Source organism: Methylobacterium sp. BI1 (genome assembly GCF_056680125.1).
Window position 1 is genome coordinate 2805449 of record NZ_CM155267.1, and the last position, 20977, is coordinate 2826425.

At 71.7% G+C, this 20977-nt stretch carries 25 protein-coding genes; 15 read left to right on the plus strand and 10 right to left on the minus strand.

Features of this window, described 5'->3' with window-relative positions:
- Positions 1 to 60: 60 nt before the first annotated feature.
- From AC1MGR_RS13190 to AC1MGR_RS13205, 4 genes are all read left to right on the plus strand, one after another.
- Positions 61 to 303 (plus strand): helix-turn-helix domain-containing protein, encoded by a 243-nt coding sequence (locus AC1MGR_RS13190; RefSeq protein ID WP_480231884.1) that lies wholly within the window; start codon positions 61 to 63, stop codon positions 301 to 303.
- 103 nt (positions 304 to 406) lie between these two features.
- Entirely contained in the window at positions 407 to 691 is a 285-nt protein-coding gene (locus tag AC1MGR_RS13195; RefSeq protein WP_108040304.1) for a hypothetical protein, read from the plus strand.
- A gap of 55 nt (positions 692 to 746) precedes the next feature.
- The gene (locus AC1MGR_RS13200) at positions 747 to 980 is read left to right on the plus strand and encodes a DUF2171 domain-containing protein (protein WP_480234790.1); all 234 of its coding nucleotides are present in this window, start codon (positions 747 to 749) and stop codon (positions 978 to 980) included.
- Positions 981 to 1058: 78 nt separating this feature from the next.
- Positions 1059 to 1343 (plus strand): hypothetical protein, encoded by a 285-nt coding sequence (locus tag AC1MGR_RS13205; protein ID WP_056349449.1) that lies wholly within the window; start codon positions 1059 to 1061, stop codon positions 1341 to 1343.
- A 197-nt stretch (positions 1344 to 1540) separates the two neighbouring features.
- Here AC1MGR_RS13205 and AC1MGR_RS13210 read toward each other — a convergent pair whose 3' ends face one another.
- From AC1MGR_RS13210 to AC1MGR_RS13220, 3 genes are read right to left on the minus strand one after another with little or no spacing between them, the layout of a single operon-like run.
- Entirely contained in the window at positions 1541 to 2335 is a 795-nt protein-coding gene (locus AC1MGR_RS13210) for an ABC transporter ATP-binding protein (RefSeq protein WP_480231885.1), read from the minus strand.
- 16 nt (positions 2336 to 2351) lie between these two features.
- Positions 2352 to 3155 (minus strand): ABC transporter permease, encoded by an 804-nt coding sequence (locus AC1MGR_RS13215; RefSeq protein WP_108040310.1) that lies wholly within the window; start codon positions 3153 to 3155, stop codon positions 2352 to 2354.
- Between the two features lie 8 nt (positions 3156 to 3163).
- Complete coding sequence (locus AC1MGR_RS13220) at positions 3164 to 4156, minus strand: ABC transporter substrate-binding protein (RefSeq protein WP_108040312.1); 993 nt, start codon at positions 4154 to 4156, stop codon at positions 3164 to 3166.
- A 114-nt stretch (positions 4157 to 4270) separates the two neighbouring features.
- Between AC1MGR_RS13220 and AC1MGR_RS13225 the strand changes: the two genes are divergently transcribed.
- From AC1MGR_RS13225 to AC1MGR_RS13250, 6 genes are all read left to right on the plus strand, one after another.
- Entirely contained in the window at positions 4271 to 5209 is a 939-nt protein-coding gene (locus AC1MGR_RS13225; RefSeq protein ID WP_480231886.1) for a 3-hydroxyacyl-CoA dehydrogenase NAD-binding domain-containing protein, read from the plus strand.
- 61 nt (positions 5210 to 5270) lie between these two features.
- Positions 5271 to 6266 (plus strand): NAD(P)-dependent oxidoreductase, encoded by a 996-nt coding sequence (locus AC1MGR_RS13230; RefSeq protein ID WP_480231887.1) that lies wholly within the window; start codon positions 5271 to 5273, stop codon positions 6264 to 6266.
- A gap of 176 nt (positions 6267 to 6442) precedes the next feature.
- Positions 6443 to 6577, plus strand: coding sequence for a hypothetical protein (locus AC1MGR_RS13235; protein ID WP_480231888.1), 135 nt, complete (start codon positions 6443 to 6445; stop codon positions 6575 to 6577).
- A gap of 196 nt (positions 6578 to 6773) precedes the next feature.
- Positions 6774 to 7559, plus strand: coding sequence for an SDR family oxidoreductase (locus tag AC1MGR_RS13240; protein ID WP_480231889.1), 786 nt, complete (start codon positions 6774 to 6776; stop codon positions 7557 to 7559).
- A gap of 59 nt (positions 7560 to 7618) precedes the next feature.
- Positions 7619 to 8554, plus strand: a complete 936-nt coding sequence (locus AC1MGR_RS13245; RefSeq protein WP_480231890.1) for a dihydrodipicolinate synthase family protein — start codon at positions 7619 to 7621, stop codon at positions 8552 to 8554.
- A 22-nt stretch (positions 8555 to 8576) separates the two neighbouring features.
- Positions 8577 to 10295, plus strand: coding sequence for an IlvD/Edd family dehydratase (locus AC1MGR_RS13250; RefSeq protein WP_480231891.1), 1719 nt, complete (start codon positions 8577 to 8579; stop codon positions 10293 to 10295).
- Positions 10296 to 10312: 17 nt separating this feature from the next.
- On the opposite strand, the gene AC1MGR_RS13255 is transcribed toward AC1MGR_RS13250, so the two are convergent.
- A complete protein-coding gene (locus AC1MGR_RS13255; protein ID WP_480231892.1) occupies positions 10313 to 11509 on the minus strand; it encodes an MFS transporter in 1197 nt (398 codons plus the stop codon).
- Between the two features lie 149 nt (positions 11510 to 11658).
- Here AC1MGR_RS13255 and AC1MGR_RS13260 point away from each other — a divergent pair, with 149 nt between their 5' ends.
- Complete coding sequence (locus tag AC1MGR_RS13260; protein ID WP_108040402.1) at positions 11659 to 12414, plus strand: AraC family transcriptional regulator; 756 nt, start codon at positions 11659 to 11661, stop codon at positions 12412 to 12414.
- Between the two features lie 108 nt (positions 12415 to 12522).
- Here AC1MGR_RS13260 and AC1MGR_RS13265 read toward each other — a convergent pair whose 3' ends face one another.
- Entirely contained in the window at positions 12523 to 12921 is a 399-nt protein-coding gene (locus AC1MGR_RS13265; RefSeq protein ID WP_108040328.1) for an exopolysaccharide production protein YjbE, read from the minus strand.
- A gap of 431 nt (positions 12922 to 13352) precedes the next feature.
- On the opposite strand from AC1MGR_RS13265, the gene AC1MGR_RS13270 reads away from it, so the two are divergent.
- Positions 13353 to 14153, plus strand: coding sequence for a 2-keto-4-pentenoate hydratase (locus AC1MGR_RS13270; RefSeq protein WP_480231893.1), 801 nt, complete (start codon positions 13353 to 13355; stop codon positions 14151 to 14153).
- Here the strand turns inward: AC1MGR_RS13270 and AC1MGR_RS13275 are convergent.
- Complete coding sequence (locus AC1MGR_RS13275; protein WP_480231894.1) at positions 14134 to 15384, minus strand: CaiB/BaiF CoA transferase family protein; 1251 nt, start codon at positions 15382 to 15384, stop codon at positions 14134 to 14136. The two genes, AC1MGR_RS13270 and AC1MGR_RS13275, sit on opposite strands and share 20 nt — an antisense overlap.
- A 177-nt stretch (positions 15385 to 15561) precedes the next feature.
- Here AC1MGR_RS13275 and AC1MGR_RS13280 point away from each other — a divergent pair, with 177 nt between their 5' ends.
- Both AC1MGR_RS13280 and AC1MGR_RS13285 read left to right on the plus strand, forming a co-directional pair.
- Complete coding sequence (locus AC1MGR_RS13280) at positions 15562 to 16791, plus strand: acyl-CoA dehydrogenase (RefSeq protein WP_108040335.1); 1230 nt, start codon at positions 15562 to 15564, stop codon at positions 16789 to 16791.
- A 107-nt stretch (positions 16792 to 16898) separates the two neighbouring features.
- A complete protein-coding gene (locus AC1MGR_RS13285) occupies positions 16899 to 17552 on the plus strand; it encodes a TetR/AcrR family transcriptional regulator (RefSeq protein WP_480231895.1) in 654 nt (217 codons plus the stop codon).
- 7 nt (positions 17553 to 17559) lie between these two features.
- On the opposite strand, the gene AC1MGR_RS13290 is transcribed toward AC1MGR_RS13285, so the two are convergent.
- The 4 genes from AC1MGR_RS13290 to AC1MGR_RS13305 form a co-directional block, all read right to left on the minus strand.
- Positions 17560 to 18753: an MFS transporter gene (locus AC1MGR_RS13290; RefSeq protein ID WP_480231896.1), complete on the minus strand. Its 1194-nt coding sequence runs from the start codon at positions 18751 to 18753 to the stop codon at positions 17560 to 17562.
- Between the two features lie 105 nt (positions 18754 to 18858).
- Complete coding sequence (locus AC1MGR_RS13295) at positions 18859 to 19071, minus strand: hypothetical protein (RefSeq protein WP_108040341.1); 213 nt, start codon at positions 19069 to 19071, stop codon at positions 18859 to 18861.
- Positions 19071 to 19202 carry a hypothetical protein gene (locus AC1MGR_RS13300; RefSeq protein ID WP_480231897.1) on the minus strand — a complete coding sequence of 44 codons (132 nt, stop codon included), beginning with the start codon at positions 19200 to 19202 and terminating at the stop codon, positions 19071 to 19073. Before AC1MGR_RS13300 ends, AC1MGR_RS13295 begins: the two co-directional genes overlap by 1 nt.
- 124 nt (positions 19203 to 19326) lie before the next feature.
- On the minus strand, positions 19327 to 19761 hold the full coding sequence (locus tag AC1MGR_RS13305; protein WP_480231898.1) for a hypothetical protein: 435 nt from the start codon (positions 19759 to 19761) through the stop codon (positions 19327 to 19329).
- Between the two features lie 104 nt (positions 19762 to 19865).
- Here AC1MGR_RS13305 and AC1MGR_RS13310 point away from each other — a divergent pair, with 104 nt between their 5' ends.
- Complete coding sequence (locus AC1MGR_RS13310) at positions 19866 to 20960, plus strand: apurinic/apyrimidinic endonuclease family protein (protein WP_108040343.1); 1095 nt, start codon at positions 19866 to 19868, stop codon at positions 20958 to 20960.
- Positions 20961 to 20977: the final 17 nt, after the last annotated feature.

Here is a 20977-nt window from a genome sequence, read left to right on the forward strand (position 1 = left end):
ATCCGGCGCCAAACGCCGCAAGGCCTGACCGCCGCTCGGCCCCGCGCCCCATATGGAGGCATGTCCGACCGGTACGCCGAAACGCGCGCCTTCCTGATGACCCTCGCCCGGAACCTGCGCGCCGCTCGGCTGCGCCTGGGTCTTCCCCTCGAGGACCTGGCCTTCCTGGCGGAGGTCGATGTGCCGGTGATCCAGGCCTTGGAACGGGGCGAGGGCGACGCGATCGATCTCGCCACGCTCGGCCGACTGGCCTGGGCCCTCGGCGTGACCCCCGACGACCTGCTGGCAGCGCCGGGCGGATAGGCCCGGCGCCCGACCGCGCTAGAGCGGGCAGCCACGACTTCAAGAATGTCGCCCACAGACAAGCTTTGCTATTCGCCCATCCACAGGAACGGGACGGGGACGAATGACGGCAGAGATCGACACGCGGGGGCAGGGCGCCCGGACGGAGGAAGCCCGGGCCGACAAGGCGCGGGCGCTGCGGCTCCGGCGGCTCTGGCGCAGCCACGACACCACGCTGCAGGCCAGCGGCCTCGCCCTCGGCCGACCGGTCCTGACTGCGAAGGCCGCCTCCGCAGCGCCGGAGGCCTCCAAGATCCCGGCACGCGGCCTCACCGCCCGCGAGCTCATCAACATGGCGCGCGCCGCGCGGCGGGACCGGGCCTGCGCACCGTCCTGCCCCTCCTCCTGACGGCCGGAACACCGCCCCGCCGCTCCCGTTGACGTGGGAACAGGGAGTGATGCCGATGGTCGATGCCACGCAGATCAAGGAACATGCCGACGTTGTCGGCTCGGACGGGGCCCATGTCGGCACCGTCGATCATGTCGACAAGGGCGAGATCAAGCTGACGAAGAAGGATTCGGAGGCGGGTGGCCTCCACCATTTCATCCCGGTGGACTTCGTTCAGTCCGTCGAGGGCAACACCGTGCGCCTCGACCGGCCGGCCGAGGAGGTCAAGCGGGAATGGTCGACCTCCTGATCGCCCGACGCCCCTTCGCCGAGTCCGTGGGCGACCGGTCCCGCGCATCCGCCTCGCCGCCCCGAAGGAAGAGAACGCATGGCTGACGTCATCACGGGGGATTTCGGCACGAGCCGGGAGGCCCTGGCGGGCCTGGAGCGCGTCTTCGGCGAGGCGGCGGGCCTGCGCGTCGGCCTGCGCCGCATCGAGGCGCCCCACGGCGACGAGCTCCAGGTCACGGTCGGGGCGCAGGCGCTGTCGGTCCCCCGGCCCGTGGCCGTCGTCCTCGCCAATGCCGCCGGCGAGGACGAGGCGGACCGCATCGGCAAGGCCGTCCTCGAGGCGCTTCAGTTGTCCGAGGGCCTGCGCAAAGGGCCATTCTGAGAAAGCGGCCGTTCTGAACAGGGTCCGCCGATCATTTGACGCATTTCGTCTTGCCAGCCGGCGCATGAACCGCTTTCATCCGCGGGCTGCCCGTGCTGGTCCTCGGGTGATTGGCAACAACCTTCAGCGCCCGCGGCCCACCGGCCTGCGGGCGTTCTTCTGTCCGGCCGCCGAATGTCCGGTCGCCGCGGCTGCGCTCAATCCACGGCCGTGCCGTGCAGCTCCGCGCTGGTGAAGCGCTGCTGCTCGGCCATCACCAGCCCGGCAAGCTCGCGCTTGAGGGCGTTGAACTCGCCCGAGGCGGTGTCGCGCGGCCGGGGGATCTCCACCGTGATGTCGCGCTTGATGCGCCCCGGACGGTAGGTCATCACCAGGATGCGGTCGGCGAGATAGATCGCCTCCTCGATGGAGTGGGTGACGAAGATCACCGTCTTGCGAGACTCGGCCCAGATCCTCAGGAGCTCGTCCTGGAGGGTCCGTCGGGTCAGGGCGTCGAGGGCGCCGAAGGGCTCGTCCATCAGCATCACCGGCGGATCCAGCGCCAGGATGCGCGCGATGGCCACGCGCTGGCGCATGCCGCCGGAGAGGTCCTTAGGGTAGCGCTTGCGGAAATCCGAGAGGCCGAGGGTGGCGACGATGCGGTCCACCGTCACGGTGGCGTCGGCGCGGGGCACGCCCCGGATGTCGAGACCGAAGCGGACGTTGTCCTCGACGTTCATCCAGGGGAACAGCGCGTATTCCTGGAAGACCATGCCGCGGTCGGGCCCCGGCGCGGTGACGGGGCGTCCGCCCATGGTGATGCGCCCTTCACTCAGGGGCGTGAAGCCCGCGACGGCGTTGAGCAGGGTGGACTTGCCGCAGCCGGAGGGTCCGAGCAGGCAGAGGAACTGCCCCTCCCGCACCGTGGCGGTGATGTCGTCCAGGGCCGGCACGGCGCCGGCGCCCGTCCCGAACACCTTGCTGGCGTGGGCGATCTCGATTTGCGCCGACATGATCAGGCGTCCCGGTTCAGCGTTCAAGGCCGCGATGCCAGCGCAGGAGGTGGTCGTTGAGGCGCGACATCGCCCCGTCGATGATGAGGCCGAGGACGCCGATGGTCAGCATGCCGCCGATGATCTTGTCGGACCACATGTACTCGCGGGCCTCCAGGATGCGGTAGCCGAGCCCGTCCGAGACCGCGATCATCTCGGCGACGATGACCACGATGAAGGCGGTGCCGATGCCGATGCGCATGCCCGCGAGCACGAAGGGGCTCGCCGCCGGCAGGATCACCCGGCGGAACATCGTCCAGGAATTGGCCCCGAGGTTGCGCGCCGCGCGGATGTAGATCGAATCCACCTGGCGCACCCCCGCGATGGTGTTGACCAGCACGGGAAAGAAGGTCCCGAGCGCGATCAGGAACAGGGCCGGCGGGTTGCCGAGGCCGAACCACACGATGGCGAGGGGGATGTAGGCGATGGGCGGGATCGGCCGCAGGATCTCCAGGAGCGGGCTGAACAGCCCGTAGAGCCGGTCGCTGGTCCCGAGGAGGAGCCCGATCGGCACCGCGAGGCCGGCGCCGAGGCAGAACCCGGTGAGGACCCGGGCGAGGCTGGCGATGGCGTCGTGCGGCATCTCGCCGGAGAACATCCAGTGCCAGTAGCTCTCGGTCGCCGGGTCGTAGGGCAGGCCGGGCAGGATGCCCTGGTACCACTTCACCGCCACCGCGCTCGGCGGCGGCAGCACGATGGGGGAGAACACGCCGGCCCGGCTCAGCACCTCCCAGAGGATCAGGAGGACGAGGGGGACGATCGCGCCGCGGAGCCGATGCATGAGTCCGCTCAGTTCGTCTTGAGTTCGGCTTTGGCCTTGTCGAGGAGATCGGTCTTCACCCACTCGGCATCGGATTTCGGCGGGTTCACCATCTTACCGAGACCGTACTTGACCATGTAGTCGGTCGTGGTCTGCATGTGGCCGGCCGGCACGTCGTAGGTGTACTTGGCGTTGGCCATGCCGTCGCGGAAATCCTGGCTCGAGAGCTGGCCCTTGAACACGCTCTCGCGGACGTATTTCTCGGCCAGCGCCGGGTCGTCGATGAAGGCCTTGGTCGCGGCGACGAACAGCTTCAGGACCTTGGCGGCGACCTCGGGACGCTCGTTGTACATCTTCTCGGTCATCACCAGCGGACGCACCGGCACGCCGATGGGGGTGTCGTAGGGCTTGACCACCTCGGTGGCGTAGCCGGCGCTGATGGCCTGGGTCGATTGCGGCTCGCTCTGGCAGATCACGTCGACGTATTTCTGCGCCAGAGCCTGGTTCAGGTCGGCGTAGTTGTTGAAGTAGATCAGCTGCACGTCCTTGCCGGCCCGCTCGGACCAGGTCATCCCGTGCTTGTCGAGCTCGGCCAGGAGCATCAGGTCCTGGGTGCCGCCGCGGACCGTGGCGACCTTGAGGCCCTTCACGTCCTTCAGGGTCTTGACGGTATCGAGGTCCGGCCGGCGCAGGATGCGCACGCCGCCGTTGGCGAAGCCCGCCACCACGTAGAGCTTCACGCCGTTGCCGCGCGCGGCCACCGCGCCATCGGCGCCCGAGGCCGAGATGTCGATCTGGTCCACCGCCATGGCGGGGTAGATGTCGGCTCCCTTGGCGAAGACCTTCTCGTCGATCTTCAGGCCGAATTTCGGAGCGATCTCCTTCATGTAGGAGATGGCCCCGTAATGGGCGAATTTCAGGTTGCCGAGGCGCACCACGTCCTCGGCCCGGGCACTGCCGAGAGCCCCCAGGGTCGCGAGAACGAGCAGGGCTGCGCGCGCGGTCGCGTGGCGCTTGAACATCGGCTTCCTCCGGTCGCGGGTCGTGTCGCCCACTTCGTCCGCCGCGAAAACGGTCGGGACAGGGTTGAATAAGCGTATTCTGGATTCGAAAGTAAACCCGCCCGGGAGAGAGTTTTGACAGCCATTGAAACGGATGAAATCGAACGGGTCACCGTGCTGGGCTGCGGCACCCTGGGCGCCAGCTGGGCGGCCCTGTTCCTCGCCCACGGCCTCGACGTGGCGGCCTACGACCCGGCCCCCGGCTCGGCGGGCGCTGCCGTCCAGGCGGTCGAGGCGGCGCGGGCGCAACTGGCCGAACTCGGCCTGAACGGGCGGGGGACGCTGCGCTTCCACGACCGTCTGGAGGACGCGCTCGCGGGCACGGGTTTCGTGCAGGAGAACGCGCCGGAGAACGAGGCGGTCAAGCGCGCCCTGCTGGCGGAGGTCGATCGCCGGCTGCCCCCGTCGATCCTCGTCGCGTCGAGCACCTCGGCGATGCTGCGCAGCGCCCTTGTGGCCGACTGCGCCCGGCCCGAGCGGATCGTGGTGGCGCACCCGTTCCACCCGCCCCACCTCGTGCCCCTGGTGGAGATCGTGGCGAACGACCCCGCCACGGCGGCCCGGGCCGCCGCTTTCTACGCCCGGCTCGGGCGCCGGCCGGTGGTGCTCGCCCGCGAGATGCCGGGCCATATCGCCAACCGCCTCGCCTCGGCCCTCTACCGGGAAGCCGTCAACCTCGTGGCCGAGGGGGTGGCGAGCGTCGCCGACATCGACGCCGCCCTGTGCAACGGCCCCGGCCTGCGCTGGGCCGCGATGGGCCCGCACATGACCTATCATCTCGGGGGCGGGGAGGGCGGCATCCGGCACTATCTCGACCATCTCGGGCCGAGCCAGGTCCGGCGCTGGGCCAGCCTGGGGACCCCGGAGCTGACCGAGGACGTCAAGGACCGGATCGTGGCCGGGGTCGCGGCGGAGGCCGCCGGCCGCTCGCTCGCAGTCCTGGCCGAGCGGCGCGACCGCGCCCTCATCGAGATCCTCAAGGCCCGCACCGAGGTCGCGGGACAGGACCCCTGAGCCAGCGCACGCCGCCCGGTCCCGGATCGGCCCCGCCCGCATTCCCGAAGGCAGACAGAGCGTGAGCGCCTCCCGACCCGACCGATCGCCAGACCCCCGCCCCCTGGTGGTCCTGACCAACCCCATCCACCCGGAGGCCGTCGCCCGGCTCTCGGGCGCGGCCCGGGTGGTCACCGCCGCGGACACCCGGCCCGAGACCCTGCGGGCCCTGGCGACCGCGGCGGCGGGCCTGATCGTGCGGGCGCAATTGCCGGACGACCTCCTCGACCACGCACCGCTCCTGCGCGGCATCGTCCGCCACGGGGTCGGGCTCGACTTCGTGCCCCTGGAGGCGGCGACGGCCCGCGGCATCCCGGTGGCCAACCTGCCCGGCAGCAACACCCAGGCGGTGGCCGAGTACGTCTTCGCGGCCCTGCTCCACCTGCGCCGCCAGCTCGCCCCCCTGGACCGGACCCTGCGCGAGGCCGGCTGGCTCCCGGCGAAATCCCGGGCGAGCGATCTCGGCGAGATCGGCGGGACGACCCTCGGCATCCTCGGCACCGGCGAGATCGGCCGCCGGGTCGCCGCCATCGCCCGCCACGGCTTCGGCCTGCGGGTGCTCGGCCATTCGCGAAACCCCGACACCGCCGGCGGGCTGATCGAGCCGGTGGACCGCGAGACGCTGTTCTCGGACAGCGACGCCGTGGTGGTCGCCTGCCCGCTGACGCCCGAGACCCGCGGCCTCGTCGATGCGGGCCTGATCGGCCGGATGCGGCCCGACGCCGTGCTGATCAACGTGGCGCGCGGCCCCATCGTGCGGGACGACGCCCTCGCGGCGGCCCTGCGGGCGAGGGCAATCGGAGGGGCGGCCCTCGACGTGTTCGCGACCCAGCCGCTGCCCGAGGACCATCCCTACTTCGCCTGCCCGAACCTGCTCCTGACCCCGCACGTCGCCGGCACCAGCGCCGAAAGCCTGCGGGTGATGGGCCTCGGCGCCGCCGAGGCGATGCTGTGCATCCTCCGCGGCGCGGTGCCTCCGAACCTGGTCAACCCGGAGGCCCTGCAGAGAACGGAGTGATCGCGGCCGAGGGCTGGCCGCGCCCCGCACAGGGCGATTAAGAAATTCCTGCCTCGCCATGCATGCAGAGCATGATCGTCCGGTCGGCGAGGCGATTGCTGCAGCGCACCATCGGGTCCACATCGGGCTCATCGCGAGCGTCCCGCTCGCCCCCGTCCCGCATGCGCGAGATCTCCATGTCCGCTTCCCCCGCCGTCTCGTCGTCCGTCCCCTCGTGCAGCCAGGCCGCCGACGGCCTGTTCGCCCGCATGATCCAGGCCTGGCTCGGCCACTACCAGCGCCTGATCGACGCCGGCGCCCATCCGGTCTGAGCGGCCGGCCTCGGAGACCCGATCTCGATCCCGGCCCAGCGGGTTTTTCCCTCCTGGACCGGCGGAACCTCGCCGCCCCCGCTTATCGTCATCGCCGCAAGCCTGTAGAACGGCCTCCGCCGGAGGGAGGAGCACACCGCCCCCGGGACACGCCTCGACCGCCCGTCGGGAGCGACCAGCGCGGAGGACAAGGCCGATGGATCTGGGATTGCGCGGCAGGACGGCCCTCGTCCTCGGAGCGGGCGGCGGCCTCGGGCGGGCCATCGCCACGGCGCTGGCGGCCGAGGGCGCCCGGGTCGCGGCGGCCGACATCGACGCCGGGGCGCTGCAACCCACCCTCGCGGCCATCGCCGACGCCGGGTCGGAGGGCATGGCCCTGACCTGGGACCTCCCCGACCTGTCGCAGATCGAGGGGCACGTGGCCGCCATCGAGGCGCGGCTCGGACCCGTGGACATCCTCGTCAACAACACCGGCGGGCCGCCGCCGACGCCGGCCGCGGGCCAGGCGCCCGAATTCTGGGCCAAGCACTTCCAGGCCATGGTGGTCTCGGTGATCGCCATCACCGACCGGGTCCTGCCGGGCATGCGGGCCCGGAAATGGGGCCGGGTCATCACCAGCACCTCCTCCGGCATCGTCGCGCCGATCCCGAACCTCGCGATCTCGAACGCCCTGCGGCTCTCCCTGGTCGGCTGGTCCAAGACCCTGGCGCGGGAGGTGGGCGCCGACGGCGTCACGGTCAACGTGGTGCTGCCGGGCCGCATCGCGACGCAGCGCATCCTGTTCCTCGACGACGCCAAGGCCGAGCGCGAGGGCCGCGCCGCGGAGGCGGTGACGGCCGAGAGCACGGCCGCGATCCCCCTCGGGCGCTACGGCGATCCGCGCGAGTACGGCGACGTCGTCGCCTTCCTGGCGAGCGCCCGAGCCTCCTACGTCACCGGGTCGGTGACCCGGGTCGATGGCGGGATGATTCCCAGCGTCTGACGCGCCGAGGTCCCGGGCGGCGCGGCCGCGCGGGCGATTCTGCTTTTCCGGAGGACACCATGGCTCTCACCAGCGCGATCAAGGGCGTGATCCCGATCGCCCCGACGCCCTTCCATCCCGACGGCCGGGTCGACGAGACCTCCCTCGACCGGATGTCCGAGTTCTTTCTCGGCGCGGGCATCGACGGCCTGACCATCCTGGGCCAGCTCGGGGAGGCGCCGAAGCTCGACCATGCCGAGGCGGTGGCCATCGCCCGCCGGGTGATCGGGCGCATGGACGTGCCCGTCCTCGTGGGCGTCTCGGCCCCGGGCTTCGCGGCCATGCGGTCGCTCGCCCGGGAGGTGATGGACCTGGGTGCCGCCGGCGTCATGATCGGGCCGCCCAACACCCTGCGCACCGACGACCAGGTGGTGGCCTATTACCGCAACGCCGCCGAGGCGATCGGCCCCGACGTGCCCTTCGTGATCCAGGACTACCCGCTGACCTTCTCGGTGGTGATGACGCCCGCCGTCATCCGCCGGATCGTCACCGAGAATCCGTCCTGCGTCATGCTCAAGCACGAGGACTGGCCGGGCCTCGACAAGATCACCGCCCTGCGCGGCTTCGAGCAGGACGGCTCGATGCGCCACATCGCGATCCTCACCGGCAATGGCGGGCTGTTCCTCGACTTCGAGATGGAACGCGGCGCGGACGGAGCCAACACCGGCTACGCATTCCCGGAGATGCTCGTCGACGTCGTGCGCCTGTCGCGGGCCGGCGAACGCGACGCGGCCCACGACCTCTTCGACGCGCACCTGCCGTATCTGCGATACGAGCAGCAGCAGGGTCCCCTGGGCCTTGCCGTGCGCAAGTACGTCTTCCAGAAGCGCGGCATCTTCGCCTCGGACGCCCAGCGCAAGCCGGCCGCGAGCCTGTCGGCGCAAGGGCGGGCGGAGGTCGACTACCTCCTGTCGCGCATCGCCCGCGTCGATCCGCGCGCCCGCGTGGCCCCCTGACACCCGGAACCGGACGAGCATCATGAGCAAGGGTCTGCGCAAGGGCCTCACCAGCTACGGCGACGCGGGCTTCTCCCTGTTCCTGCGCAAGGCCTTCATCAAGGCGGCCGGCTACTCGGACGACGCCCTCGACCGGCCCATCGTGGGCATCACCAACACGGCCAGCGACTACAACCCGTGCCACGGCAACGCCCCGGCCCTGATCGAGGCGGCCAAGCGCGGGGTGATGCTGGCCGGCGGCCTGCCCATGGTGTTCCCGACGATCTCGATCCACGAGAGCTTCGCGCACCCGACCTCGATGTTCCTGCGCAACCTCATGGCGATGGACACCGAGGAGATGCTGCGGGCCCAGCCGATGGACGCCGTCATCGTCATCGGCGGCTGCGACAAGACCCTGCCGGCGCAGATCATGGCGGCGGCGAGCGTCGACCTGCCCACCGTGGTCATCCCCGTCGGCCCCATGGTGGTCGGCCATCACAAGGGCGAGGTGCTGGGCGCCTGCACCGATTGCCGCCGGCTCTGGAGCGCCCACCGCGCCGGCGAGATCGAGGCGGACGAGATCGAGCGCGTCAACGGCCGCCTCGCCCCCTCGGTGGGCACCTGCATGGTGATGGGCACCGCCAGCACCATGGCCTGCGTGACGGAGGCGCTCGGCCTGTCCCTGCCGATGAGCGCCACGGTGCCGGCCCCCCATGCCGAGCGCATCCGCCTCGCCGAGCTGAGCGGGCGCCGCGCCACCGAGATGGCCCTGTCGGGCGGCCCGCGCCCGAGCGCGCTCCTGACCCCGGCCGCCTTCCGCAACGCCGAGGTCGTGCTGCAGGCGATCGGCGGCTCGACCAACGGCCTGATCCACCTCACCGCCATCGCCAACCGGACCCCGCACGGCATCGACCTCGATGCCTTCGACGCCCTTGGGCGCGCGGTGCCGGTGCTCGTCGACCTGAAGCCCTCCGGCCAGCATTACATGGAGCACTTCCACCATGCCGGCGGCGTGCCCGCCCTGCTCCGGAACCTCGGATCGCTGATCGACCTCGACGCCGGCACGGTGGCGGGCGGGACCCTGCGCGACGTGGTGGCAGCGGCCGAGGACGTGCCGGGCCAGACCGTGATCCGCGCCGCCGACGATCCGATCAAGCCCGTGGGGGCCATGGCGGTGCTGCGCGGCAACCTCGCCCCGCGCGGTGCCCTGATCAAGCACAGCGCCGCGAGCCCGGCCCTGCTCCAGCACACCGGCCGGGCCGTGGTGTTCAGCTCCATCGCCGACATGACCACCCGGATCGACGACCCCGACCTCGATGTCGGGCCGGACGACGTCCTCGTGCTCCAGAACGGCGGCCCGAAGGGCGCGCCCGGCATGCCGGAAGCGGGCTACCTGCCGATCCCGAAGAAGATCCTGGCGCGCGGGATCAAGGACATGGTGCGCATCTCCGACGCCCGCATGAGCGGGACGGCCTTCGGCACCATCGTGCTGCACATCACCCCGGAATCGGCCGTCGGCGGTCCCCTCGGGCTCGTCCGGACCGGCGACCGCATCCGCCTCGACACCGCCGGCCGGCGCATCGACGTCCTGGTGGACGACGCGGAACTGGAGGCCCGCCGCGCCGCCCTCGGCCCGGTGCAGCGACCGGACTGGGCACGGCGCGGCTACGCGCACCTGTTCTACGGGTCGGTGCTGCAGGCGGACGAGGGCTGCGACTTCGACTTCCTGCGCGCCGCGCCGTCCGGCGAGGGCGAGGGCTAGGAATCGACGGGACGCCGCTATTCCGCGGCGGCGACCACCGGGGATGCCGGCTGCCGCGTGAGGATGAAGAAGCCGAGGGCGGCGGCGACGATGACGGCGCCGAACGCCGCCGCGATCCCCAGCACGAGACCGAAGCCGCCCCGGTCGTGCAGAAGGGCGATCAGCGGCACCACGAATCCGCTGACGGTGAAGCCGAGGAAGTAGCGCACGCTGTAGGCCCGGGCGCGATAGAGCGGGGGCACGTAGCGGGCCACCATCGCGTCGTTGATCACGACCTGTCCGTAGAGCGCCGCCATCGTCAGCACGAGGCCGGCCAGGAGCGGCACGCCCGTGCTCGCCGCCGCGAGGCCGAGGCCGAGGGGCTGCAGGACGGACAGGCCGAGGAAGAGGACCGGCAGGCTGTAGCGGTCGATCAGGCGACCCATCAGAAGCTGCGTCAGGGCACCGAAGACGAAGACGAGGGTGGCCACCGAGCCGATCAGCAGCAGGGGCAGCCCGTCGCCGACGCGCTCGTCGACCACCTTGGGCAGGGCGATCGTGGTGATGTTGAAGGTCATCCCGCCCGCCACGATCGCGCAGGCGAACACGCAGAGGAGCGGGAGCGGGCGCGCCACCGGGATGACGGGCTTTGCCCCGGCCCGGCCCTGCGATCCGACGCCATCGCCCGGCACGAGGGCCAGGAAGGCCGTCCCGCAGGCGAGGCAGAACAGGCCCGGCACCACGAAGGCCGCCTGCCAGCCGAACGCCGTGGCGAGGAGCGCCGTCACGCCCGAGGCGGTGGCGGCGCCGAGATTGCCCCAGACGCCATTGACGCCGAGGTCGCGCCCCAGGCGCCGGGCGTGGCTCACCAGCATGGTCGAGCCGACGGGGTGATAGATAGCCGAGGCGAGGCCGAGCACGCAGAGCCACACCATGAACGCCGTCGGACTGCCCGCGCTCGCCACGCCGAGGCAGGACAGGCCGTAGCCGAAGAAGAAGATCGCCAGCAGGGTGCGGCGCCCGAACCGGTCGGCGAGCCAACCCATCGGCAGGGCGCAGAGCCCGAAGGCCACGAAGGCGCCGGTGGCGAGTTGGATGAGTTCGCCGTAGCTCAGGCCCGTCTGCGCCGCGATCGCGATCACCGCGGTGGGGTAGATCAGCAGGACGAAGTGGTCGAGGGCATGCGCCACGTTGACGAAGCGCAGGGTCCGGCGGGACAGGGTCTCGGCGTCCATCGGTCGGGCCTCTCCTCCGGCAAACATCCTCTCGGGCCGCGTCTCGCGCTCGGACACCGGCAGCCTTCCGTGGGACTTGCCTCTCGTTTACCTGACCCGTTGAATGGCGTCGGGCCGAAGATGTACGCGATCGGGCCAGGGAGATGCCGATGCGTTCGATCCGGGCGGAGGATTACCAGGCCGTCCCGCGTGCGGTCGCGGTGATGCCCAAGACCTTCGCGGCCGGCAGCAGCACGGAGCGGCACCACCATCCGCGGGCCCAGTTGCTCTACGCCACCGCCGGCCTGATGATGGCGACGGCCGAGGACGGGACCTGGGTCGTGCCGGAAGGCCATGCCCTGTGGATTCCACCCGGCCTGCCGCACGCCGTCGTCATGCACGGGGCGGTGGCGATGTGCTCGGCCTACCTCGCGCAGGCGGCGATCGCCGGCTTTCCGAGCCGGGCCCGGGTCATCGAGGTCTCGGGCCTCCTCGCCGCGGCGTTGGTCGCCCTCACGAACGAGCCGGTGCTCTACGACGAGGCCGGCCGGGGCGGGCACCTGGAAGCCCTCATCCTCGACGAGATCGGACGCGCCCCGGAGACGCGCCTGACCCTGCCCCTGCCGCGCGATGCCCGGCTCCGGCGGGTCTGCCTCGGGCTGATCGACGACCCGGCCGGAGCCCTCGATCTCGATGCCTGGGCCGAGCGGGCGGGCTTGAGCCGCCGGACCCTGACCCGGGGATTCCGCCGGGAGACGGGTCTCACCTTCGGGCAATGGCGGGCCAGGGCCCGGGTCGTTCGGGCCCTGGCCCTGGCGGCCGATGGGCGCGCGCCGCGCCAGGTCGCAGCCTCGGTCGGCTACCGTAGCCTCCAGGCCTTGCGGGGCCGGACGGCGGCCCTGGTCGGCGGCACGGGGGAAACCTGACCGGACTCGTCCCGGAGGCGGCATCCCGTGCCGCCGGTCCAGCGCATGAAAACGCCCGCCCGGGCGAGACCGGGCGGGCGTCCTGAAAGTGCCGTCGGCGTCAGGCGATCAGCAATCGTCGCCCTTCTTGCCGAGCTCCTGATTGGCGCCGGCATTGTTCATGGCGCCCACGGTCCCGGGCGAGGCCGGCTGCTGGCCACCCGCGAGGTTCTTGCTCGAGGTGCCGACACCGCCGCCCTGATCGTTCTTGGCTTCCGAACCCGGCTTGTCACCGACCATCTGGTTGGCGCCCACGTTGTTCATCGCGCCGACCGTTCCGGGGGAGGCGGGCTGCTGGCCGCCGGCGAGGTTCTTGCTGCCCTGGTCGGCGGCCGAGCTCTTGTCGTTCATGGTCTGCTGGCCCGGGCTGGTGCCCTTCGTCGAACCGGTGTTGCAGGGCGCGGCGAGCGCGGTCCCGGCCGTGATCGCGAAAATGGCAGCGGCGCCGGCAATCGTCGAGAATTTCACGTGGCGTTCCTCCAGAGATGATATCGGGAAGTATAATTCTGCGCCCGGGGATCGGTTCCCCGACAGGACGGATCGTTCGGCAAGAGAAATTGCCAACATATCTTTGCCCGCACGGGCGAGAGCGCGTTCAAGCGGCGCGCATTGCCAAAGATCACGCCGGCGACTCCGCGTATTCTTACAGCCAAGGTCGCGGACAAGATCACGGGCAAGGTCATGAGGTTGCCGGCAAAATCCTTCGCACGTCGGCCCGCCCGTTGCGCCTGCCGATGGAAACTTGCGGGGCCGCCCCTCTGTTCTGGCGCCACCGATCGATCCAGCTCGCGGAACCGGACCGGAGCCGCGGCGCGCCCGTTCGACGGAATCGCCCACCGGCCATTGCAAAAATCCGCTAGAGGCTGGGCGTCCGGCCCGATGCCGCGAAGAGGTCCGCCATGTCCGCCATCCTGCCCGAAGTCGTGTCCGAACCCTTCGATCCCCAGCCCGCCGCGGACCTGCTGCTAGCCGCCTATCGCGAGGGGCGGCAATTCATCGAACTGCCCGAGGCCGTGCGCCCGCGGACGATGCCCGAAGGCTACGACGTCCAGGACCGGCTCGTGGCGGCCCTCGGCGCCGAAACGGCCGGCTGGAAGCTCGCCATCGGCAGCCACAAGGGCAAGCGCGGCTCGGGGGTCGGCCGCTCGATCGCCGGCCGGGTTCTGCGGGACCGGCTCCACGGCGACGGGGCCGAACTCCGGATGCCGCATGCCGGGGCGGTGACGATCGAGTTCGAGATCGCCTACCGGATCGCCCGGGACATCGCCCCGGACGCCCCCGTGGTTCCGGCGGCCGAGGTCGTGGGCGAGACCCGGGCGGCGTTCGAGCTCGTGCTGTCCCGCTACGTCGACCGGCGGGCCGTCGGCTGGCCGAGCTTCGCCGCCGACAATTCGGCCTTCCAGGCCCTGGTGCTCGGCCCCGTGCTGGCTACGGCAGACCTCGCCGACGTGGCGCGCAGCCTCGTGGTCGAGGTCGACGGCATGGAGCGGGTGCGGGCCGTGACGGGGGAGGACGAGACCGATCCTCTGGCCGCGCTCACCGACCTGATGGCCGTGGCGCGCGAGCGCGGCCTGACGATCCCGGCCGGCAGCCTCGTCTCCACCGGCACGCTCTCGGTGCCCTTCGACCTGACCGGCCCGGGCCGGATCACGGCCCGGTTCCTCGGCCAGAGCCTCGGATTCACGCTCCTGCCGGTTTGACGGGATCGCCCGAGGGGCGCTCGGCCTCCGCCGTGCGCCGTGCCGCGCAATCCGCCCGGATCTCGGCGCTCGAGGCCCCGAGGGCCGGCGGCATGCGGCGGACCGGCAGGCGCTCCCCGTCGAGGCGGTAGGGCGGGGCGAGGACGTGAGCGGCAGGATCGGCGTCGCCGCCCTGGGGCAGCACGAGGCCGCTGGCCCGGGCCCGGTCGGAGGTCAGGGCCTCGTGCAGGCCCAGCACCTCGCCGCAGGGAATGCCGGCCGCGTCCAGCCGGGCGATGAGGTCTGCGCGGGTCCAGCGGGCCAGCTCGGCCTCGATCGCCGGCAGGAACGCCGCGCGATTGCGCGAGCGCTCCAGGTTGGTGGCGAAGCGCGGGTCGGCGGCGAGGTCCGGCTGCTCCAGGACCACCTCGCAGAGCCGGCGGTACTGCCCGTTGTTGCCCACCGCCAGCACGATGGGCCCGTCGCCGGCCTCGAACACACCGTAGGGGGCGATGGACGGATGGGCGTTGCCGGCGCGGACGGGGTCGTGTCCGCGCACCATCGCCTCCAGGCCGCAATAGGCGGTGAGCGCCAGGCCGCAATCGAACAGGGCGAGCTCGATGTGACGCCCGCGGCCGGTGCGCTCGCGCTCGAACAGGGCGGCGAGCACCCCTTGGGCCGCGTATTGGCCGGTGAAGAGGTCGACCGCCGCGAGGCCGAACTTGAGGGGCGGCCGCTCGGCCTCGCCGTTGAGTGCCATCAGGCCGGCTTCGCCCTGGACCACGATGTCGTAGCCCGGGCGGGTCGCCTCCGGCCCGTCCGAGGCGTAGCCGGAAATCGAGCAGTAGATCAGGCGCGGATTCTCGGCGCTCAGGGTCGCGTAGCCGAGGCCGAGGCGGTCGGCGCCCCCGGTCTTGAAGTTCTGCACCACCACGTCGCAGGTGCGGGCGAGGTCGCGCGCCACGGCGAGGCCCTCCGGGGTGGCGAGGTCGAGGGTGATCGAGCGCTTGTTGCGGTTGGCGGCGTCGAAGTACGAGGTGTTGGTGGGGCCCGTGCGCAGGCCCCAGTCGCGGGTGTCGTCGCCGCGCTCCGGATGCTCGACCTTGATCACCTCGGCGCCCAGGTCGCCGAGGCACATGGCGCTCCAGGGTCCGGCGAGCACGCGCGAGAGGTCGAGCACGCGGATGCCGTCGAGCGGCAGGGGCCGCGCGGGCGCCTGGGGGCCGTCGTCGCGCGCCGTCGTCTCGGCCATGGTCGGTTCTCCCTCTGGTGCGTGCGGCATCCGTTCCCGCATCGGGGGCGCCGCTTCGAGCCGCGCCTGTCTATCAGGTTTTGGTCCCCACCCCGGAGCCGTTTCCGGGGCGGACAGGTGGCCTCTCCGACGAGGCCTGATAGGATCGCGCAAACACAGAAACCCGAGGAACCGCCCATGAACGCCCCGACGCGCCCGCCCGGCTCCGCCGCGCCCACCGCTCCCGCCTCGGCGAGCTTCGCCTGGGAGGACCCCTTCCTCCTCGACGACCAGCTCAGCGAGGACGAGCGCGCGATCCACGAGGCCGCCCGGGCCTTCGCCCAGGAGGAACTGCTCCCCGGCATCGTCGAGGCCTACGCGCACGAGACCAGCAACCCGGAGCTGTTCCGGAAGATGGGCGAGCGCGGGCTCCTCGGCGTCACGCTGCCCGAGGAATACGGCGGCGCCGGCGCCTCCTACGTCGCCTACGGCCTCGTGGCCCGTGCCGTCGAGGCGGTGGATTCCGGCTACCGCTCGATGATGAGCGTGCAATCCTCCCTCGTGATGTACCCGATCCACGCCTACGGCTCGGAGGCGCAGCGCCGGAAATTCCTGCCCAAGCTCGCCTCGGGGGCGTGGATCGGCTGCTTCGGCCTGACCGAGCCCGATGCCGGCTCGGATCCTGCCGGCATGAAGACGAAGGCCGTGAAGACCGACGGGGGCTACCGCCTGTCGGGGGCCAAGATGTGGATCTCGAACGCGCCCTTCGCCGACGTCTTCGTGGTCTGGGCCAAGTCCGACGCCCACGAGGGCGCGATCCGGGGCTTCATCCTGGAGAAGGGTATGCCGGGCCTCTCCGCGCCGACCCTGACGGGCAAGCTCTCCTTACGCGCCTCCACCACGGGCGAGATCGTGATGGAGGATGTCGAGGTCGGCGAGGACGCGCTCCTGCCCAACGTCTCGGGCCTGAAGGGGCCGTTCGGCTGCCTCAACCGGGCCCGCTACGGCATCGCCTGGGGGGCCATGGGCGCGGCGGAGGATTGCTGGCACCGGGCCCGGTCCTACACCCTGGAGCGCAAGCAGTTCGGCCGGCCCCTGGCCCAGACCCAGCTGGTGCAGAAGAAGCTCGCGGACATGCAGACCGAGATCGCCCTCGGGTTCCAGGCCGCCCTGCGGGTCGGGCGCCTGTTCGACGAGGGCCGGATGGCGCCCGAGATGATCTCGCTGATCAAGCGCAACAATTGCGGCAAGGCGCTCGACATCGCCCGGGTCGCCCGCGACATGCACGGCGGCAACGGCATCATGGGCGCGTACCACGTGATGCGTCACGCCCAGAACCTCGAGACGGTAAACACCTACGAGGGTACGCACGACGTCCACGCGCTGATCCTCGGCCGGGCGCAGACGGGGCTGCAGGCGTTCTTCTGACGAAAGGGGGAGTCGGGACGTCGCGGGGTCCACACCCGCGTCACGCCGCGTCCCTGGCCTTCCCCGGAGAGGACTGGCATCGTTTCCCGGGGGGAGGACACCGCGCCGTGGCTCAGAGGGATGTGATGCCGGCGCCATCCCGGCGCCTCGGTCGCCCGCCCCGCGGGACCGAGGGCGACGTGCTGCTGCGCGTCCTCGACGCCGCCCGCGTCGTGTTCCTCACCGAGGGCTTCGAGGCGGCGAGCATCGACGCCATCGCGGGCTCGGCCGGCCTCTCGAAGAAGACGATCTACGCGCGCTTCGCCTCGAAGGTCGATCTGTTCGAGGCGGTGTGCGTGCGCTTCATCGAGGAGAACGTGCCCTCCATCGAGAAGGTGGCGGCGGAACCCGGATCGGTGGAGGAGCGCCTCCACCGCATCGCCCTGGCGATCCTCGAGACCGTGGTGACGCCGGACTGCATCGCGTTCCGGCGGGTGATGGTGGCCGAGGCCGGACGCTTCCCGGAATTCGCCCGGGCCCTCCACGATTTCGGACTGGCGCGGGTGGTGCCCCTGGTGGAACGCTGCCTGGAGGACGGCGTGCGCTCCGGTGCGATCGCGGTGGACGATGTCCGGCACGCGGCCGATGCCTTCCTGGGCCTGACCATCCGGGGGTTCGTCGACCGGACGGAGCTCGGCCTGGAGCGGCCGGGCATGACCCACGTCAAGCGCGCCACGTTGAAGCGCTCGCTCGATTTCTTCCTGCGGGCGTGCCGGCCCTGATCCGGGTTCAGGCAGCCGCCGGAGCGGGGCGCCGGAGGCCGCCCGCCAGGGGCAGCGCCACGGCGCAGAGCGCCGCCATGCTCCAGAACGCGTCCGCGCCGAACCGCCCGTAGAGCCACCCGGACAGGCCCGTCAGGACGGTGTTGGCGAGCCCGAGGCCGAGGGTCGCGTAGAGGGTCTGGGCCGTGGCGGCACCGCGGGCGGGCACGAGATCGGCGAGGAGGCGCATGTTGGCCAGATGCAGCAGCGCGAAGGTGAAGCCGTGCAGGGCCTGGCCGATCGCCAGCATCGGCAGGGCCACCGTCGTCGCCATGATCGCCCAGCGCAGGATCCCGGCGCCGGCCGCCAGCATCGCCGCCCCGGCGGTGCCGAGGCGCTCCAGCAGCCAGGAGCCGCACAGGACGAACACCACGACCTCCGAGAGCACGGCCAGGGACCAGAGCAGGCTTACGGTGCCGGGGCCGAGGCCCGCCGCCCGCCAGCGGATCACCGCGAAGGCCTCGTGCAGGGCGTGGCTGCCGATCACCAGGGCCGCCACCAGGAGTATCCGCCGGAAGAGCGGCACCGCGAGCAGGGCGCGCAGGGCGTTGCCGGGAGGCGCTGCCGCGGCCGGGGAGGGCGGGGGCCCGGCCCGTGGGGCGGCGGGCACCCGGCGGACGGCCAGGGCGGTGAGCAGGAACAGCAGCCCGCTCGAGACCAGGACGCTGGGCAGTCCGGCCCAGGCGACGGCCTGCCCGGAGACCAGGGTCGCCAGGATGAAGGCGGCCGAGCCGGCGCCCCGGACCCAGCCATACGCGAAGGTCCTCTCCCGCTCGATCGCCGCGAGGGTGAGGGCATCGGCGAGCGGCGCGAGGGCCGCGAGGGCGACGGCCTGCGCGAGGCCGAGGATGAGGAGCGCCGGGAAGCCGTGCCCGAGGAGGGTGGCGAAGGCCAGGAGCCCGGCGGCGGCGGCTCCGGCGGCCAGGACAGCCCGGGTGGCATCGAAGCGATCCGCGATCCGCCCCGCCACCGGTCCGGCCACGAGCCGCATCAGCGTCCCGGCCGCGAGCACGATGCCGATCTCGGAGGGGTCGAGCCCGCGCGCGCCGAGGAAGCTCGGGAGGAACGGCGAGACCATCCCGTAGGCCGCGTAGAGGCCGCCTTGCAGGAGCACGAAGGCCGGGAAGGAGCCGAGACCGGACCGGGCCGGGGGCGTACGCATCCGTCGAGCCTCCCTGTCTCCGCTCCGGGCCCCGGCCACCGCGTCGGGTCCTCGGCGCGCCTCAGTCTCTCAGGGCGCCCTCATCCCTCAAGGCGCCCTCATCGCTCAAGGCGCCTTGGCGGGCGGGAAGGCGGTGCCGGGGCAGTTGGCGGCGAGCCCCGTCTCGCCGACGCGGTCGGGCGCGCAGGCCGGAATGGCCGGACGTCCGCCGTTCTCGATGCGCGCCTCCTGAAGGCGGTCGTACTTCCACAGCCCGAGGCCGATCACCACCAGGATGGCGAGGAGGGCGGCGCCCGCCAGTGGCAGCCAGCGCGGCATCAGCGGGCGCTCGCGCCGGCTTCCGGCACCGGCTGGGTATGCGCGGTGTCGCCGTGCTTGATGAAGGTGAACAGGATCACCCCCGCCAGGAGAGCGACGGCGGCGATGAAGACGGGGAACAGGCGACGCATCGAGAGAAAACCACGCTGGTAGGACGAACCGCCGGACTCGCGCCGGCGGATGCGGATAACGCGCGGGCCAGGCCCGGGGTCGCAGGGCACGGCATCACAAATTCGGCGCTGGACGGAGTGCCCGTCAGGCCGGGATCGTGACCCGCTGGCCGGCTTCGCCGTAGCCGAGCCGCGCCCCCTCGCGGTTGACGATCCCGAAGCGCAGGGTCGCCTCCTCGAGGTAGTCGATGGCCGCGATGAGGGCGCGCCGCGCCGGCTCCACGGCCTCGGGCTCGTCGTCGGGTGGCGTCTCGGCGAAGTTGACGGCGGCGATGAGCACCCGGTCGCGCTCGTCCTCGATCCGGCGGTCGCGCTCGACGCGGCCCCGGATCTCGGCGTCGAAGGCCGCCACCACGGCGAAGGGGAAGTCGTCGCGGCGCGAACCCCGCGGATAGGCCAGGGTCAGGCGACGGGCGACGTCGGCCGCACGCCGGACCTGATCCGCGAGCTTGGCCTCCGAGGATTTGGCTTCCGAGGATTTGGCCTCCGAAACCTTGGACTCTTTGAACGGGCCGTCCATGGAGCTCTCCGGCGCCGACGGGACCGTCGACGCGGGGGCAACGCACCGCATCCGGTCCCCGGTTCCGGCCGTGCACCAATGCCGCTCCACCGCGTTATCGCCCCATGACCGATCCAGCCCCGACCGATTCCGCACCCCGCCTCGGCTTCTGCTGCAAGTTCATTCTCGAACCGCCCTCCGAGCCCTTCAAGACCCTGAAGGCCGCCCGCGAGGCGACCCTGCAGATGAACCTCACCCACGCCACCATGGCGCATTTGAAATCTCTTGCGCCCGCCGCGCGCCGGGACAAGCTGGAAGGCCTCGTGCGCCACAACCTCGGCGCCCTGGAGCGCCAGGTGACCTGGGTCGCCGACCGCCCGGTGATCGAGCGCCTGCTGCGGATCGCCAGCAACGTCCTGCCCGGCTACACCCATGCGGTCGCGCAGGACATCTATGCCGAGCCCGAGATGCGCCGCCTCGTCGAGGACGGCCTCGCCCGGATCGGCACGATCGCCCGGGACGGGGCGGTGCGCCTGAGCTTCCATCCCGGCCCGTTCTGCGTCATCGCCTCGCAGAACCCGGCCGCCCAGCGCAACGGCATCGAGGAGCTCGAGCACCATGCCGAGCTCATGGCGATGCTCGGCTACGGCCAGGGCTGGCACCCGCACGGGGCCCACATCAACATCCATGTCGGCGCCCGCGACCCCGGCATCGAAGGGTTCCGCGCGAGCCTGCCGAAGCTCTCCCGGACCGCCCGCGATCTCCTGACCGTGGAGAACGACGAGAACGTCTTCGGATTGGATACCGTACTGGGCCTCGCCGACGTGGTGCCGGTGGTGCTCGACCTGCACCATCACTGGGTCGAGAGCCGGGGCGCGTATATCGAGCCCGACGATCCCCGCATCGCCCGGGTGCGCGCGTCCTGGCGGGGCGTGCGCCCCGTGGCCCATATCAGCGTCTCGCGCGAGGGCCTGCTGGACGGGCACGCCCCCGACGCCCTGCCCGATTTCGCCGCCCTGACCGGGGCCGGTCACAACTGGCGCGATCTCGCCGCCCATTCGGACATGATGTGGAACCGGGCCGTCAACGCCCTGGTGGCCCGCCACATGGCCTGGGCGGACTTCGAGATCGAGGCCAAGTCCAAGAACATCGCCTCGTCCGGCATCGCCGCCGAGATCGCCGGGACCCTGCCCACGGCGCAGATCGAGGTGGCGGCCTGAGGACGGGGACCTCGGCC

Coding starts and splice junctions, on each gene's coding strand:
- AC1MGR_RS13190 (WP_480231884.1), top strand. CDS start 61: ATGTCCGACCGGTACGCCGAAACGCGCGCCTTCCTGATGACCCTCGCC.
- AC1MGR_RS13245 (WP_480231890.1), top strand. CDS start 7,619: ATGGCTCTCACCAGCGCGATCAAGGGCGTGATCCCGATCGCCCCGACG.
- AC1MGR_RS13305 (WP_480231898.1), bottom strand. CDS start 19,761: ATGGACGGCCCGTTCAAAGAGTCCAAGGTTTCGGAGGCCAAATCCTCG.
- AC1MGR_RS13270 (WP_480231893.1), top strand. CDS start 13,353: ATGTCCGCCATCCTGCCCGAAGTCGTGTCCGAACCCTTCGATCCCCAG.
- AC1MGR_RS13310 (WP_108040343.1), top strand. CDS start 19,866: ATGACCGATCCAGCCCCGACCGATTCCGCACCCCGCCTCGGCTTCTGC.
- AC1MGR_RS13235 (WP_480231888.1), top strand. CDS start 6,443: ATGTCCGCTTCCCCCGCCGTCTCGTCGTCCGTCCCCTCGTGCAGCCAG.
- AC1MGR_RS13300 (WP_480231897.1), bottom strand. CDS start 19,202: ATGCGTCGCCTGTTCCCCGTCTTCATCGCCGCCGTCGCTCTCCTGGCG.
- AC1MGR_RS13220 (WP_108040312.1), bottom strand. CDS start 4,156: ATGTTCAAGCGCCACGCGACCGCGCGCGCAGCCCTGCTCGTTCTCGCG.
- AC1MGR_RS13250 (WP_480231891.1), top strand. CDS start 8,577: ATGAGCAAGGGTCTGCGCAAGGGCCTCACCAGCTACGGCGACGCGGGC.
- AC1MGR_RS13275 (WP_480231894.1), bottom strand. CDS start 15,384: ATGGCCGAGACGACGGCGCGCGACGACGGCCCCCAGGCGCCCGCGCGG.
- AC1MGR_RS13215 (WP_108040310.1), bottom strand. CDS start 3,155: ATGCATCGGCTCCGCGGCGCGATCGTCCCCCTCGTCCTCCTGATCCTC.
- AC1MGR_RS13205 (WP_056349449.1), top strand. CDS start 1,059: ATGGCTGACGTCATCACGGGGGATTTCGGCACGAGCCGGGAGGCCCTG.
- AC1MGR_RS13210 (WP_480231885.1), bottom strand. CDS start 2,335: ATGTCGGCGCAAATCGAGATCGCCCACGCCAGCAAGGTGTTCGGGACG.
- AC1MGR_RS13260 (WP_108040402.1), top strand. CDS start 11,659: ATGCGTTCGATCCGGGCGGAGGATTACCAGGCCGTCCCGCGTGCGGTC.
- AC1MGR_RS13295 (WP_108040341.1), bottom strand. CDS start 19,071: ATGCCGCGCTGGCTGCCACTGGCGGGCGCCGCCCTCCTCGCCATCCTG.
- AC1MGR_RS13290 (WP_480231896.1), bottom strand. CDS start 18,753: ATGCGTACGCCCCCGGCCCGGTCCGGTCTCGGCTCCTTCCCGGCCTTC.
- AC1MGR_RS13240 (WP_480231889.1), top strand. CDS start 6,774: ATGGATCTGGGATTGCGCGGCAGGACGGCCCTCGTCCTCGGAGCGGGC.
- AC1MGR_RS13200 (WP_480234790.1), top strand. CDS start 747: ATGGTCGATGCCACGCAGATCAAGGAACATGCCGACGTTGTCGGCTCG.
- AC1MGR_RS13280 (WP_108040335.1), top strand. CDS start 15,562: ATGAACGCCCCGACGCGCCCGCCCGGCTCCGCCGCGCCCACCGCTCCC.
- AC1MGR_RS13195 (WP_108040304.1), top strand. CDS start 407: ATGACGGCAGAGATCGACACGCGGGGGCAGGGCGCCCGGACGGAGGAA.
- AC1MGR_RS13255 (WP_480231892.1), bottom strand. CDS start 11,509: ATGGACGCCGAGACCCTGTCCCGCCGGACCCTGCGCTTCGTCAACGTG.